Origin of the sequence: Puia dinghuensis (assembly GCF_014642875.1) — a bacterium.
Classification (GTDB): domain Bacteria; phylum Bacteroidota; class Bacteroidia; order Chitinophagales; family Chitinophagaceae; genus Puia; species Puia dinghuensis.
On sequence record NZ_BMJC01000004.1, the window covers coordinates 376,130 to 390,360 of the forward strand.

Below are 14,231 nucleotides of genomic sequence, written 5' to 3' on the forward strand. Positions count from 1 at the left end.
CCGGCGGGGGACCTGGCTAGTTGGCCCCGCGTGTGTTGTTCGCCTTCGCCTGCTTCAGCGCTTTTTTAAACGGGTCCCAGGTGATCTTCAGTTTGCCGTCCACGCCTCTGCGCGCTCGCAGCCACACGCTAATCCCGGCCTTGCTGTAGTTACCCCTGCTGTCCGGCGAGATATCGATGGTCTGGTTCTTTGAGAAGTTGCTGAAGGGAACCCGGAGACTTATATCGGGCCCGGTCTTGAGATCGTATGTTCCTTCGGCAAAAAGGGTGAAGGCCGTCGACCGGATCTCCATCCGATGGATGGTCAGCGTGGTCGAGTCGAGGTCAAGCCGGTTCTTCAACTCCGCAAAGCGAATCGTAGAGAGGTCCCTGTCCTTTAGCACGAAAACCTTTATCTTTTCCATGGGTTCGAAATCCACCAGCTGCCCGTTGTTGATGGTAAAATCGACGCTTCCTTTCAGGCTGTTGGGATCCATTTTTTTCTTATCAGTCATTGCCCCATTCAGCCGGATGTCGGCGGTAAGGCTGCCTTTGAGATTCCTGGCGGTGATGGCGTCCTGGCCGAAGTCGCCAAAGGCATTGAACAACCGTGGGAGGTCTACGTCCTTTAGATGGGATTCCAGCGAAACAAGGACGTCACCGGGACGCCGGCGGTCGATTGTCCCTTTCAAGTCGAAAGCCCCCTGATCCATGGTTAACCGGGTAAGGATGATCTGGTGGTCCTCGAATAAAAGATCGGCCTTTGCATTCGCGCCGGAGAATTTTCTAAACCGGAGATCATTGGCCTCGACGCCTACATGGATGATTCCTTCTTTCAGCAGCCGGTCGACACGCCCAAACGTCGTCCCAAAGGCGCTTGTGCCGCTTTGCCGGAAGTTTGTCGCCGTGGGACGCCCCGCCAGGACGGCCAGGTCTCCCAGGTCGAGCCGGGGGGAAGCGAGATTCCAGTCCATGCTGACATTCTCTTCATTCCTGTCCAGTAAGGCGACTAAATTCCTGGCGATTCCTTTTACATTGATCATTGACCCGCCGGCATGGATGCTTAGTTGGTCGACAAGCAGATCCTGATCCCTGAAGCGCAGACGTCCCTTTCCATTTGTCAATCGGAAGGAGTAGGGCAAATAGGTAAGGGCGGCGGAGTCGAGATCAAGCCAGCCGTTGACGGTCGTCCCGGCGGTGTCGTTTTCCGACAACGGACCTTTGTAAACGAGGTTCATGGTCCCGGCGCCACCGGTAAATTGCAGGGTCTGGCTACCGGTGAGGTCATTCAGCGCTTCCAGACCAAAATGGGAGCGCAGGTCGCAGGCCAGCTGCGGATGTTTGAGGTTGGTGATCGCAATGGTGTCTGCCTGAAACGGCAGCTTCTGCAACTGGCCCGAGAAGCCCAGCAGCCGGATTCCGGAATTCTCGTCCCTCCTTTTCTGACCGCGCTGCCATTCGTTGGTAAAACTGCCTTTAAAGGAAACGCCTGTAAAGCGGCCGTCCGGTGTCAGGACGCTGCCCTTGTCCAGGTCGAGCCGCACCTGTATCTGGGGCTCAGGGTCATCGGCAGCGCCGGCATCCAGCTGGGCATATACAGAAACTGGTTTATCGATATCGTACTTGTCCAGCTCCTGCCGGAGATGAGGGGTCAGCAGGGCCGACGCATGGCGGTAGAGGATATGGGCCGTCTCTATCTTCAGAAAGAACGGGTCGGGCGAGACGGTGGGGAAGAACCGGCCGCTAAACACAAAGAGATGATCGTCTATCTCCAACTTTGCCTCATTGAACTGGATGATCTTACTGGCCGTATTATAGTCCACGGTAAACCGCCCTAACAACGCCCTGCCTTTTATAAAGCTTCCATTTGCGGTGTTAAAGGAGAAATCGTCCGCCCGGATGTTCGCATTGACGTCGAACCGGAGCAGCCGGCGGTCCCTTGTGATGCCACAGTGCAGGTGTTGGATATCAAGATCGAAGAATTTGTGTTTATTCTGTTTTTCCATCACCCAGCGGATATCGGTGAGCCCGATATCGGGCAGGTCAGGCCTGCTTCTGGTGTTCGCGGGTTGGAGGGTGCGGAGCATATCCGTATTGGAGTATCCGGTGCTATCCGTATACAAATACACCTGCCCGTGTTCGAGGTCTACCGCTCCCACCTGCAGGCGGCGGGCGAAGAGGCTTTTGAACAGGTTGCAGGTGATATAGACATCGGCGGCTTGCAGCAGGTCGTGATGGTGTTGTGTCCAGGCGCTGTCCCGTAAGGTCACGGTCGAGAGCCGGGCGGTGACATTGGGGAAATGGCGGAAGAAGGAGATATCCAATTTTCCGATGCGCAGCGCTCCGCCGAGGCGATCCTGGAAGGCGCTTCTCGCTTTTTCCAGCAAGGCAGCTTTGTTTAGCTCGACATAGCCCACCAGGCAGAGCCAGGCAAGCAATAGCAGGCACACCAGGGCGCCTGCTATTCGGATGAGATATCGTAGGGCTCTCTTCAAAGCGGTTTATTCCTTGAAGAAGATGGCGCTCAGGTAAGCGGCAAACTTCTTCAGCACGGCAGCGTCGATCTCTATCTGTTGCTGGGCTTCCTCAAAATTACGCTGTTCGATCGCCTCCCGGATGCCAGGCAAGGTCTTCACGCCATAGCCGGTGTAGAAACCAGGGGCATAGATCGTATGCCGGTACCAGGGGCGGCGGGGGAGACCGTTATCCGATAGCAATTGTTGTTCCGCCCTGTACAGCGCTTCGTTGACGGTCTGCAGCTGGCTATCGCTCAGCTTTGCCTTTGCCAGGGTGTCGGCGAGATGGTTGGCCGCATGCCCGAGTAAGGTCAACGCATTCTGGAGGCTGGAGAAATTCAGATAGGGGATCTCATCCTTTGCCGCGGGTGGCATCAGGTGACGCGCGGTATCCATGGCATAGTCGTAATCATGCGCTTTCAACAGCTGGTTGGTCAGCGAAGTGGTTTCCCGCATCTGGTCGAGCTGCGCCATCAGGTCGGTGGCATAGTCGTTTATCGTCTTGTACAACGCACGGAAGTCAAAGGGCAGCAGGCCCACATCCGCCATGCGCAAGGTCGTCCTGCCCGCGGTTTCGGCCAGGGCTACCCCATATTGAAAGGAGGGGTCTTTAAAGCGGCGATAGTCATCATAGCTGTCATAAATGGAATGATATTCCCCGCCGGCCGATTCCCCGCCGAAGCCAAGATCAAAAGAGGGAATCCCCAGGTGTTGGAGGAAAGGGGAATAATCCGAGCCCGAACCCAGCGCTCCAAGGGTGATCGTTTTCTTTTGAAACAGCTCTTTTTTAAGGTGGCCGCCTTCGGCGGCGTTCACGAGGTCACGGGCATGGCGGCGATCGGCGATGGTGATATGGGTCTGGGGGTCTATGACATCCCGGGCGATCTCGTTCATAAACGGCTCCAGGCCATGCGACCCGCCGGCTTCCAGGAAGCCGCGACTGTTGCCATCGGAGTTGATATAGACCACCGCCTTTTGCTGTAGCTCGGCGGCATGAGTCTCCACCCATTCGGTGGAGCCGATGAGGCTTGGCTCTTCCCCGTCCCAGGCGCAGTAGACGATGGTGCGTTTGGGCTTCCACCCGGTTTTACGCAATTCCCCAACAGCCCTGGCTTCTTCCAGCATTGCCGATTGACCGCTGATCGGATCGCCGGCACCGTTGACCCAGGCATCATGGTGGTTGCCACGGATCACCCATTCGTCGGGCCAGACGCTGCCCGGTATTTTGGCGATGACATCGGTGATGGTTTTCATTTCCCAGTTGAATGCCAGTTTGAGGTGAACAAGGGTCTTGCCCGGACCGACGTGGTAGGTCATGGGCAGAGCGCCGCGCCAATCTTCCGGCGCCACAGGGCCCTCCAGCGCGCGCAGCAAGGGCTCGGCATCATGGTAGCTGATCGGCAGAACGGGTATTTTCAAAAGCGTGAGGGCGTCCTTGCGATCGAGCCGTTTAGCATCTTTTGTTGCGCCGACGCCTGGTGTCAGCGGATCGCCGGGATATATAGGCATATCCATCACCGAGCCGCGTTGCACGCCGTATTCGCTTTTAAAGGCCCCTTTGGGATAGACATCGCCTTCATAATAGCCATCATCTTTCGGGTCGGAGTAGATGATACAGCCGATGGCTCCGTGTTCCTGCGCCACTTTGGGTTTGATGCCCCGCCAGGAGTGGCCATATTTTGCAATAACGATTTTGCCTTTGACAGAGATGCCCATTCTGGCGAGCCGATCGTAGTCTTCCGGGATACCGTAGTTGACATATACCAGCTCTCCGGTGACGTCGCCATCCGGCGACCAGCAGTTATAGGTTGGGAGCTGTTCGCTGGTCTGGCCAGATGTTCTGTCTTCTTTCAGGGGTGGTTCCGCCAGGGTAGCCTTGAAATGCACGGGCCCCGTCATCTCCAGCAGCCTTTCGGTTGGGGTGGGGAAGGGGACATAGAAGGTCTCCAGCTGGACATCATAACCCCAGCTCTTAAACTGATTGTAGATGTAATTGACGACGGCTTTGTCGCCGGGAGACCCTACATGATGAGGGCGGGCGGACATGATACGGATACCACTATCGACATTGGCGGCGCTGAGATAGCCGTCAAAGGTCTTTTCCAATTGTAGCTGTTGACCGGCTTCGGCGTCACTGAATCCCGCCAGGCTATGGGTCTGCGACCGGGATAAAAAGGAAACCAGGATAAGGCTCCCGGTAAGAAGATGTTTTCTCATGTGCACATTATTGGTTTGGTGATAGATTCGATTGACCGGGCTTATCCAGGCGCCGGGTATATTGGGAATAGTCGGGTACCATTACCTCGTAGTCGGTGAACATCAGCGGGGACGTAAGCAGGAAATCGGCCGTGGCGCGGTCACAGGCAAAGGGGATGTTCCAGGTGACTGCCAGCCGGAGAAGCGCCTTTATATCCGGGTCGTGGGGCTGGGCTTCCATGGGGTCCCAGAAGAAGATGAGGACATCGATCTTGCCTTCCGCTATCCGGGCGCCGATCTGTTGGTCGCCCCCGAGCGGACCACTGAGGAATTTACTTACCGACTGTCCAAGGGCATTTTCCACGAGGCTGCCGGTGGTGCCGGTACCATAGAGCCGGTGTTTCCTTAGCGCCGATTTGTTGTAGACGGCCCACTCGATAAGTTCGGTTTTCTTGTTGTCATGTGCTACGAGGGCGATTCGCTTGGAGCCACTCAATTTCCTTATGGGAATTTGCATACGTTATGGCGTTTTGATCCTGCCTGAAAGATAGTTGCTTTAAGAATATTATAACAACTCATAAAAAATTTTGACAACTGCTCATCGTTTTAAACGAACCGCCCAAAAACGAGTCGAACGTTTCAGGCACGGAATTTGTTACCCTATACGCCCTTTCTACTTACACTTACTAACCCAAGGCAATGAAACCTCTGATCTGTCTAACCCTACTGGCTATCGCTTTTTCCCGCGCGAGCCAGGCCCAGGAAGCACCGGCAACACCGGACTCCACGGGTGCGCATGTACATCAGGCAAGCGAAAGGCCAGTGATGAACTTCACCGCGGTGGTGAAGGAGCCGACGAGGGTAGTGTGGTTGCAGTGGGATGCAGACAGCGCGAAGGAAGGGGATTATTTTATTGTGGAAAGAAGTCAAGGCGATCATGATCACAATCATCAATTCGAGACTATCGGGGCCTTGCGATCCACCGGGACCAGGGGGCACTATGAATTGACGGATCAGGCGCCACCTAATGGTTCAGACTTCTATCGTATCAAATATGCAGGTTCTACCGGCCCTGCCGTCTATTCAAAAACGATGGAGCTAAGCCTCTCGGGGGATGTCGATTTTAAATTCTATCCAAACCCTGTAGATAAGCTATTTATCGTGCGGACAGAGCACAGTATAGACCTCCAGATACTGGACCAGGCCGGCAATATCCGGGCAAGTAAACGGTTACAACCCGGTATACAGGTGATCGATGTTTCAACCCTGGAACATGGGGTCTATGTTCTCCGAGTAACTGATAAAGAAAGCAATAGAGCGGTTTCCCAGCAGTTGGTGAAGAATTAAAATGACCTTAAAAAAAATATTACCGTAAAATGGTATTGCGAATTTGATTTTATTCCTCTACCTTTATCTTGGTTTTTCATAGGATATTGGATTTTAAAACGGGGTTGAATTTCTATTCAGACCCCTTTTTTATTTTTAGGCCCAGGACGTTGATTATCATGCGTATAAATACGCATCCGCGGCCCGCCCCGCTTTCCTGCCGGCGGAATATCCCTGATGGCGAAATATCCCTGAAATAAGAAGGGCCCCGATGGAGATCGGAGCCCGGGAGTTACTAACCCAATTTAAATAAAAACTCGCTTAAGTAGTTTGCATCTCTTTTACTTTCTCTCTGATCTTATTCTCGATCTCTGTCGCTAATTCGGGATTGTCATGTAACAATTGTTTTACGGTATCGCGACCCTGGCCAAGCTTGTCGGTACCATAGCTGAACCAGCTACCGCTCTTTTGGATAATGCTCAATTCCACACCCATGTCGATGATCTCACCCATCTTCGAGATCCCTTCACCAAAAACAATATCGAATTCGGCTGCGCGGAAGGGCGGCGCTACTTTGTTCTTTACTACTTTCACCTTCACGCGGTTGCCCACTGCTTCTTCTCCATCCTTTATCTGCGCCATACGGCGGATATCGAGACGGACGGAAGCATAGAATTTAAGGGCATTACCACCGGTTGTCGTTTCGGGATTGCCGAACATGACCCCGATCTTCTCCCGCAGCTGGTTGATGAAGATACAGATGGTGTTGGTCTTGCTTATCGTCGCCGTGAGCTTTCTGAGGGCCTGGGACATCAGGCGGGCCTGCAGACCCATCTTGCTGTCGCCCATTTCTCCTTCCAGCTCACCCTTAGGCACAAGCGCTGCCACGGAGTCGATGACCACTACATCGAGCGCGCCGGAGAGGATCAGCCGGTCGGCGATCTCGAGCGCCTGTTCACCATAGTCGGGTTGCGAGATCAGCAGGTTGTCGATATCCACGCCTAATTTTTGAGCATAGGCGCTGTCGAAGGCGTGCTCGGCATCGATGATCGCGCACATCCCGCCTTTTTTCTGGGCTTCTGCAATAATATGGGTAGCGATGGTTGTCTTACCGGAAGATTCGGGGCCATAGATCTCTACGACTCTGCCCTTTGGCAGACCCCCGACCCCCAGCGCCATATCCAGGCCGATAGAGCCGGTGGAAATCACCTCCATGGGGTCCTGGCTCTTTTCGTTCATCATCATCACGCTCCCTTTCCCGAAGTCCTTGTCTATTTTGTCCATCGTCAGCTTTAGAGCCTTGAGTTTTTCTGCGTTTGACATAATCGTATTTTTTGTACCTCAAATTTAATGGTTCAGTAAAGGTAAGGTAATTATTTTATGCACACTAATTAATTTAGTATTTTTTGACTAACTATTTTGGGTCCGCGCGGGAAGTGCGGCGACGGTACCTGAAAAGCCAGGAAGACGCGACTCTATGGCAACAGGATACTTTTGCAACCTTGTATCTATTTTAACAACCTGGTCAAGGACGTAACGCCGGGGCTCAGGCTCTGTTGCCGGGCCTTCTAACGGCATTTGCAATAGCGCTAAAAGCCAGCAAAAGCCTTTTTCTTGTCTCATTGCGCGGGTCGTATTCAAATTATAGGGAATAAGGCACCAACGGGCATGCCCCTCCCCTATAATAAATACAATTATCTGTTATAAATACCCGGGAGTCGGTGAATTTGGCATCAAATTCGCCTATTTTTTGCCGCAACAGATTATCTAATATTACTTTGTTAGGTTATATTCGCACCATTATTCTTGTCTGATCGGATTTGTAACACGCACAGAAGGAATAATTATTCTTTAAAAAAATGATATTACTATGAAGCTTAAACACACTTTGCTTTTTACTGCCCTCTCTGTGTTCCTATTCTCATGCGTAAGCTCGAAAAAATTTAAAGCCGCGCAGGCAAAGATCGACTCCTTAACCGCCGCCAACGCCAAATTAGCCAGCGACCTCAAGAACTGTACTGACCTCACCGGCCAGGACTCCAGCCAAAAAGCTGCTCTCCAAAACCAGATCGACGCCCTTAACAAACAGATTGATTTCCTCAAACAGAACCACGACGCTACTCTTAAGCAACTGCAAGACCTTTCTGTCATCTCTAACTCCCAGGCAGAAAGCATCAAGAAATCTTTGGAAAACATCGGCGCAAAGGATTCCTATATCCAGAACCTCCAGGCCGAACTCGCTCATAAAGACTCCCTCAACATGGCCCTCGTGATGAACCTGAAGGGCGCCATCGGCAACATGGACGACAAGGACATCAACATCAAGGTTGACAAGGGTGTCGTCTACATCGACATCTCCGACAAAATGCTGTTCAAGAGCGGCAGCTTTGAAGTCACCAAAGGCGCCGAGGAAGTTCTTGGCAAGGTTGCCCAGGTCCTCAAGGCTCAGCCCGATATCGAGTTCATGGTTGAAGGCCACACCGACAACAAGAACTACGCCCGTCCGCCCTATATGCTGGACAACTGGGATCTTAGCGTAAAACGCGCTACCTCCGTCGTCCGCATCCTCCAGAAGAAGTATGGCCTCGATCCGGCGCATATCACGGCTGCCGGTCGTAGCGAATATGTTCCTCTTGCCGGCAATGACAACGAAGAAGGCCGTGCTGCTAACCGCCGCACCCGTATCGTGATCCTGCCCCAGCTGGACCAGTTCTTCAAGCTCCTCGAGAAGAAATAAATACCCTTATAAATTAAAAGGCGGCCGTCCGACAAGACGGCCGCCTTTTTTTTCGTTTTAGAGACATGCGGAAATTGTTCTGCTTAGTAGCATTTTTTGTCTGCTGGCTCCCGGCTATTCCCGGGTTCGGCCAGGGTCCGGTCGCGCATCAGGGCGTCATCGATCTACGGAAGGCTTCATTGTTTAATAATTACTTGAAAATCAGTGGGGAATGGGCCTTTTACCGGAACCGGCTGCTGACTCCCGACAGCCTTTCGGCTGCCACTCCCGACTATGTCCCCTTCCCCGTGTTGTGGAAGGATATCCGGCTTCATGGTAAGCCCATCGCATCCCAGGGCTATGCCACCTATGCCCTCACCGTCCTGCTGCCGGCCAAAAGGCCCCGCATCGGCCTCGAGATCCATCATGTGTATAGTGCTTATAAGCTTTATGTCAACGGCGTCGTCCAGGCACAGAACGGTCAGCCGGAGACCACCCCCGGCAAAGCGACGCCTTTTTGGGTTACCAGGACCATCGCCGTTCCGCCGGGAGAATCAGATACCCTGGTCCTTGTCATGCAGATAGCCAATTTCTGGCATGCCCGTGGCGGACCGTTCAAGGATATCCTGCTTGGCGACAAGGACGAGCTTTTTCTGAAGAAGAACCAGGACGTCGCCTATGACTTCATGCTCGCCGGCTGTATGCTGATGGGCGGGCTCTTCTTCCTGGGTCTCTATATATTCAGCCGTCACGACAAGACGATACTTTACTTCGCACTGTTCTGCATTCTGTACAGCTACCGCATGGTCGGCACCGATAACTATGCCCTTCATGCGCTGCTTTCCGATACGAACTGGTTCATCACCATCCGGGTAGAATACCTGTCGCTGTCGCTCAGCATTGCCTTGTTCTGTGTCTATACCCGGAATCTCTACCCCGAAGATTCCCACCCGCTGGCGATGAGGGCCATGCTCTTGTTCTGCCTGCTTTATTCCGCGGTGATCCTGGTGACGCCGACAATGGTGTTCACCCGGTTTCTGATCTATTTCCTCATGATCATGTTCGTCTGCATCGCCTATGCCATGTTTGTCTATCTGCAGGCCGCGCGACACCGGCGAAGCGGCTCCCTTTTCGCGCTGCTGAGCACGGCCGTCATGTTATTTATCTTTCTCATCGGCAACCTGAATTATTTCGGCATTATCCCCGAGTTGCGGGGGGTACAATTCGTCTGTTATATCTCCTTCTTCTTCCTGCAATCCCTGGCCTTATCCCATCGCTTCGCCGAGACCTTCCGCCGCGCAACCTTTCAGGCCCAGCAGGGACTACGCGCAAAATCCGAATTCCTCTCCACGATGTCCCACGAGATCCGCACTCCGCTGAATGCCGTCATCGGGATGACCCATCTTCTGCTGCGCAACAAACCCCGGCCCGATCAGGAAAATGACCTTGGCGTACTGCTTTTCTCGGCTAACAACCTGTTGGGCATCGTCAATAATATTCTTGATTATAACAAGATCGAGGAAGGCAAGATCAGCATCGAACAGATCCCCTTCGATCTGCCGGTGATCGCCCGCAACATCGTGGCGGGGTTGCAGAATACCGCGGATGAAAAAGGGATCACCCTTTTGCTGGATGTGGACAGCCGCCTCGACAGGATGCTGACCGGCGACCCCACCCGCACCAGCCAGGTGATCAATAACCTCGTGCATAATGCGATCAAATTCACGAAAGAGGGCTCTGTTCGATTATGCCTCACCGTGGGAGATTCATCGGTGGAAGCCATCACAGTTACGATAAGGGTGGAAGACACCGGCATCGGCATCCTGCCGGAGAAACAACATATTATCTTCGACCGGTTTACCCAGGCGGACTCGTCCACCTCCCGCAGCTATGGCGGCACGGGACTGGGACTGGCCATCTCAAAAAAGATACTGGAATTGCAAGGGGTCGACCTGCGGGTGACGAGCGAACCCGGGAAAGGCTCCTGTTTTTATTATACCCAGCGGTTTCCCGTCGCCGCAGAGGCGAAAAAAGAAGCGGGGAAGGCCCCGGCTGCTGCGGGTCTTGAACCCCTGTTGAGGGATGTCTCCCTGCTGCTGGTAGAAGACAATCCCCTGAATGTGCTGGTAGCCCAGACCATGCTGGAGAATAACGGCGCCAAGGTAGACGTAGCAACCAACGGGCAGGAAGCGCTCGACCGGCTCGATCGCAGCCGCCACCGGTTGATCCTGATGGACCTCCACATGCCCGTCATGGATGGGTATGAAGCGACCATGCTCCTACGCCAAAGAGGGGAGACACTGCCGATCATCGCACTCACGGCCAGCATGCCAAAGGAAGTGGAAAGCGATGCTTTCGCCGCGGGTCTCAACGGGGTCATCGTAAAACCTTTTAGCCCGGAAGAACTCTACCGGGTCGTCCTCCAGCATCTGCAGGCCCAGTAGGCCACCCATCACGTGTGCGGCGTGCAGCCACGCGATGATACATAGAAACATGCCGCCGCCGCATGCCCAATCGCTCTACCGTCTGTAGCGGGCCTCCTCCAGGTCGAGTTCGGTTTCCTTGTCCTGCAGAATTTCGTCGGAATATTTGTTTTCCCGCCGCATCCGGCCGAGCTCCTGCCGCTGGATGGCCACCAGATCCAACAGCAGTTGGCGATATTTCAGGAGGAATCCGGGCGAATCCCTGTCCTCCCCTTCTTCCAGCTGTTTTTCGGTGATGGCCGCCATCCGCTCGTACCGGGCTTTTAGCCGGCTAAAGGCTTCGGCCGCCCCGGATTCTTCGGGATAATGGGTGTTCATGTGCCCGACCACCGTATTGGCAAGCTCCAGCCTCAGTGCCAGCCGTTGTTCCTTTTTGTTCTCCACTACTTCGATCTTTAGGAGTCTGATGATCAGCGGCAGGGTCAACCCCTGTACTACCAGGGTAGACAGGATGACGCAAAACGTAATAAAAAGTATCAGATTGCGGTGAGGGAAGGCGTCGCCACCGGGAAGCGTCAGGGGGATGGCGAGCGCAGAGGCCAGCGAAACGACCCCGCGCATCCCGCTCCAGCCGGTGAGAAAGACCAGCTTCGGCCCGGGCCTGGGCTCCCGGGTCCGGATGCCCTTGCTGATCAGCCGCGGCATATAGGTGCCGGGATAGACCCAGAGGATCCTTACCACGATGGTCAGCAGGCTGATGGCCAGGCCATACCAGATGGCCGCGTGCAGGGAATATTCCCCCAGGCCGTGGACGACGGTATGCAGCTGCAGCCCTATCAGGATGAAAACGACGCCGTTGAGCAGGAAAACAAGGACATTCCAGACACTGCGGGACTGCAATCGGCTGTCGTAACTAAGGATATCATGACTCCGGTAACTAAGGAAGAGCCCGCCGCTGACAACGGCCAATACCCCGGAATAATGGAAATGCTCTGCTACGATGTACATCAGGTAGGGACAGATCAGCGAGATAGCTGTGTCGATACTGGGGGTAGTGGGCAGCCATCGGTAGATGGCATAAGCGATGCAGGCTATGGCCAACCCGATGAGGATACCCATAAAAACCACCAGCAGGAAGTCTACGCTGGCCCGCCAAAAGACGAACTTTCCCGTGAGAAGAGCTGCCATCGCAAACCGGAATACAATAAGGCTGGAGGCGTCATTCACCAGGCTTTCGCCTTCCAGGATGCTGACCAGCCTCTTCGGGACACGAAGGTTTTGGAGCACGCTGGTAGCTGCCACGGCATCGGGTGGGGAAATGATACCCCCCAACAGAAAGCCCAGTGCCAGGGAGAAATCGGGGATAAGGAAATGGGAGAAATAAGCCACCGTAAGGGAGGTGCAAAGCACCAGGCCAAAGGCCAGCAACCCGATGGGCCGTCGCAACCGCCAGAAGTCATGCCAGGAAGTAGTCCAGGCGGCAGAATAAAGCAGCGGCGGAAGGAAAATGATAAAGACGATGTCGGGATCCAGCTGGATGCGGGGGATACCGGGAATAAGGCTGATGCCCAAACCGGCGATTACCAGGAAGATAGGGTAGGAGATGCGCAGCTTGTCGCTAAGCATCGACAGCATGGACACGATAAAAAGCATCGAAACGATGAGCAGGAGGCTGTCCTTTAGCATTGGCATAGTTTTTCCATGATTATCCTAAACACCCCCAATTTATGAAAGTAATTGCTGCCATCTGCCTGGCCTCACTAGGGGCCTGTCAGTCCCCGGCAGGCGGCCCAGCTAGCCACACCAGCCACAAGGGAGATTCCGTTCTGCCCTCTGCTCAGGTAAAAGTAAAGGCAGCGCCGGATACCACCACGCTGGCCGGAAGCTGGTACCTTCTGGCGGTGCTGCCTTCGGATACGGCTACCGGTAAGATACCCACCCTGCAATTGAACCCCGCCAAAGCCCGCTTCTCCGGCAATACCGGCTGCAACACGATGTACGGGCAATTCTGGTACAGCAATACCGATAGCAGCATGTCCTTCAACGATAGGATCACCATGACAAAAATGGCTTGCCCGGGATACAATGAACCGGCATTTTTGCAAAGCCTGAAGAGTGTTGGCCACTACCGGCTTCATAGCGGTACCCTGACCCTGCTTTCCGATGGGGGAACGGAGTTGTCGCACTGGACGCGGAAACCGGCAGTTGCGCCAAAGGCCATCAAAGTCTAAGCGTGGCCATGGGATTGCAGATGTAGATATACAGTAAAGGTAGCTATCCACAGGCAATGCACAATCGAAATACGACACAGTAGCATAACATAAGCTTCACACTGTGGTAACATATTTGCTGGAACTTTCGTGTAAACAAAGCTAGTATGGCAAACACATTGGTTGATCTGACGAGGGAATTGCTGAATAGCGGGGTTTTTAATCATCTCCCGGATAACGAGATCGCCCGGTTGCACTGGATGATCTTACAGGGACAACGCGACGAGATGGTTTCGTTGCAGCCCCTGTTCAGTTATTGGTACCGGGGAGATTATTACTCCTCCAATGCTTCCGCTCGTTTGTTGCAGCAATGCAACGAGTACCTGCAGCGTATGGGCCAGCCGCTCATCGATGTGTACGGTGAGGAATTTTACGAGGCCTGACGCGCTCGCGATCATGGCCTTGCATCGGCAGCGGAGCTACGACCGGTAGTATTCTTCCGGATCGCTCAGCACCTTCTTCCACTGCCGCTGATGGCTTTCCCGCCACTTTTTATCAGGATGCACGGTCCAGTCTACCCCCTTCAATTGCTCCCGCACAAACTCCCGCTGCTCAGGATGTACGAATAAGGGATGCCGGTAATACCACTCCGGGTCCCGGGTCAGCATTTTCCAGAAGGCCTCAAAACTGACATACCAGGTGTCGAAGACCGTGACCTCATCGGTGCCGGGGTCGATCGTGCTATGGTTATAGAGAAAGGCTGCCTCGCCGCGATCGTCGATGATCCGGTAAAGGCTGCCTCCGCTATCTTCGGAGCTGATATCGAAATAGAGTTCTTTCGGCATGCCTGATGCTTTGGTGGAAAA

11 protein-coding genes are annotated in these 14,231 nt (G+C 53.9%); 5 read left to right on the top strand and 6 right to left on the bottom strand.

Annotation, left to right across the window (positions count from 1 at the left end):
• Window positions 1-16: 16 nt before the first annotated feature.
• Genes IEY39_RS19460 through IEY39_RS19470 form a run of 3 tightly spaced genes read right to left on the bottom strand, consistent with a single transcriptional unit; the run spans window position 17 to window position 5,207 of the window.
• The gene (locus tag IEY39_RS19460) at window positions 17-2,473 is read right to left on the bottom strand and encodes an AsmA family protein (RefSeq protein WP_188934692.1); all 2,457 of its coding nucleotides are present in this window, start codon (window positions 2,471-2,473) and stop codon (window positions 17-19) included.
• Between the two features lie 6 nt (window positions 2,474-2,479).
• Complete coding sequence (locus IEY39_RS19465; RefSeq protein ID WP_188934694.1) at window positions 2,480-4,711, bottom strand: transferrin receptor-like dimerization domain-containing protein; 2,232 nt, start codon at window positions 4,709-4,711, stop codon at window positions 2,480-2,482.
• Window positions 4,712-4,718: 7 nt separating this feature from the next.
• Entirely contained in the window at window positions 4,719-5,207 is a 489-nt protein-coding gene (locus IEY39_RS19470; RefSeq protein ID WP_188934696.1) for a methylglyoxal synthase, read from the bottom strand.
• 182 nt (window positions 5,208-5,389) lie between these two features.
• On the opposite strand from IEY39_RS19470, the gene IEY39_RS19475 reads away from it, so the two are divergent.
• The gene (locus IEY39_RS19475; protein ID WP_188934698.1) at window positions 5,390-6,037 is read left to right on the top strand and encodes a T9SS type A sorting domain-containing protein; all 648 of its coding nucleotides are present in this window, start codon (window positions 5,390-5,392) and stop codon (window positions 6,035-6,037) included.
• 300 nt (window positions 6,038-6,337) lie between these two features.
• Here IEY39_RS19475 and recA read toward each other — a convergent pair whose 3' ends face one another.
• Complete coding sequence (gene recA / locus IEY39_RS19480; RefSeq protein ID WP_188934699.1) at window positions 6,338-7,339, bottom strand: recombinase RecA; 1,002 nt, start codon at window positions 7,337-7,339, stop codon at window positions 6,338-6,340.
• A gap of 547 nt (window positions 7,340-7,886) precedes the next feature.
• On the opposite strand from recA, the gene IEY39_RS19485 reads away from it, so the two are divergent.
• Window positions 7,887-8,753: an OmpA family protein gene (locus tag IEY39_RS19485; RefSeq protein WP_188934701.1), complete on the top strand. Its 867-nt coding sequence runs from the start codon at window positions 7,887-7,889 to the stop codon at window positions 8,751-8,753.
• Window positions 8,754-8,818: 65 nt separating this feature from the next.
• On the top strand, window positions 8,819-11,176 hold the full coding sequence (locus IEY39_RS19490; protein WP_188934703.1) for an ATP-binding protein: 2,358 nt from the start codon (window positions 8,819-8,821) through the stop codon (window positions 11,174-11,176).
• Between the two features lie 75 nt (window positions 11,177-11,251).
• On the opposite strand, the gene IEY39_RS19495 is transcribed toward IEY39_RS19490, so the two are convergent.
• On the bottom strand, window positions 11,252-12,841 hold the full coding sequence (locus IEY39_RS19495) for a Na+/H+ antiporter (RefSeq protein WP_188934705.1): 1,590 nt from the start codon (window positions 12,839-12,841) through the stop codon (window positions 11,252-11,254).
• 41 nt (window positions 12,842-12,882) lie between these two features.
• Here IEY39_RS19495 and IEY39_RS19500 point away from each other — a divergent pair, with 41 nt between their 5' ends.
• A complete protein-coding gene (locus IEY39_RS19500) occupies window positions 12,883-13,386 on the top strand; it encodes an META domain-containing protein (protein ID WP_188934707.1) in 504 nt (167 codons plus the stop codon).
• Window positions 13,387-13,532: 146 nt separating this feature from the next.
• Window positions 13,533-13,808, top strand: coding sequence for a hypothetical protein (locus IEY39_RS19505; RefSeq protein WP_188934709.1), 276 nt, complete (start codon window positions 13,533-13,535; stop codon window positions 13,806-13,808).
• Window positions 13,809-13,844: 36 nt separating this feature from the next.
• Here IEY39_RS19505 and IEY39_RS19510 read toward each other — a convergent pair whose 3' ends face one another.
• The gene (locus IEY39_RS19510; RefSeq protein WP_188934711.1) at window positions 13,845-14,210 is read right to left on the bottom strand and encodes a hypothetical protein; all 366 of its coding nucleotides are present in this window, start codon (window positions 14,208-14,210) and stop codon (window positions 13,845-13,847) included.
• Window positions 14,211-14,231 lie beyond the last annotated feature (21 nt).

Excerpts from the sequence above, each read along its gene's own strand:
- IEY39_RS19465 (WP_188934694.1), bottom strand. The coding sequence starts at position 4,711 with ATGAGAAAACATCTTCTTACCGGGAGCCTTATCCTGGTTTCCTTTTTA.
- IEY39_RS19470 (WP_188934696.1), bottom strand. The coding sequence starts at position 5,207 with ATGCAAATTCCCATAAGGAAATTGAGTGGCTCCAAGCGAATCGCCCTC.
- IEY39_RS19475 (WP_188934698.1), top strand. The coding sequence starts at position 5,390 with ATGAAACCTCTGATCTGTCTAACCCTACTGGCTATCGCTTTTTCCCGC.
- recA (WP_188934699.1), bottom strand. The coding sequence starts at position 7,339 with ATGTCAAACGCAGAAAAACTCAAGGCTCTAAAGCTGACGATGGACAAA.
- IEY39_RS19485 (WP_188934701.1), top strand. The coding sequence starts at position 7,887 with ATGAAGCTTAAACACACTTTGCTTTTTACTGCCCTCTCTGTGTTCCTA.
- IEY39_RS19490 (WP_188934703.1), top strand. The coding sequence starts at position 8,819 with ATGCGGAAATTGTTCTGCTTAGTAGCATTTTTTGTCTGCTGGCTCCCG.
- IEY39_RS19495 (WP_188934705.1), bottom strand. The coding sequence starts at position 12,841 with ATGCTAAAGGACAGCCTCCTGCTCATCGTTTCGATGCTTTTTATCGTG.
- IEY39_RS19500 (WP_188934707.1), top strand. The coding sequence starts at position 12,883 with ATGAAAGTAATTGCTGCCATCTGCCTGGCCTCACTAGGGGCCTGTCAG.
- IEY39_RS19505 (WP_188934709.1), top strand. The coding sequence starts at position 13,533 with ATGGCAAACACATTGGTTGATCTGACGAGGGAATTGCTGAATAGCGGG.
- IEY39_RS19510 (WP_188934711.1), bottom strand. The coding sequence starts at position 14,210 with ATGCCGAAAGAACTCTATTTCGATATCAGCTCCGAAGATAGCGGAGGC.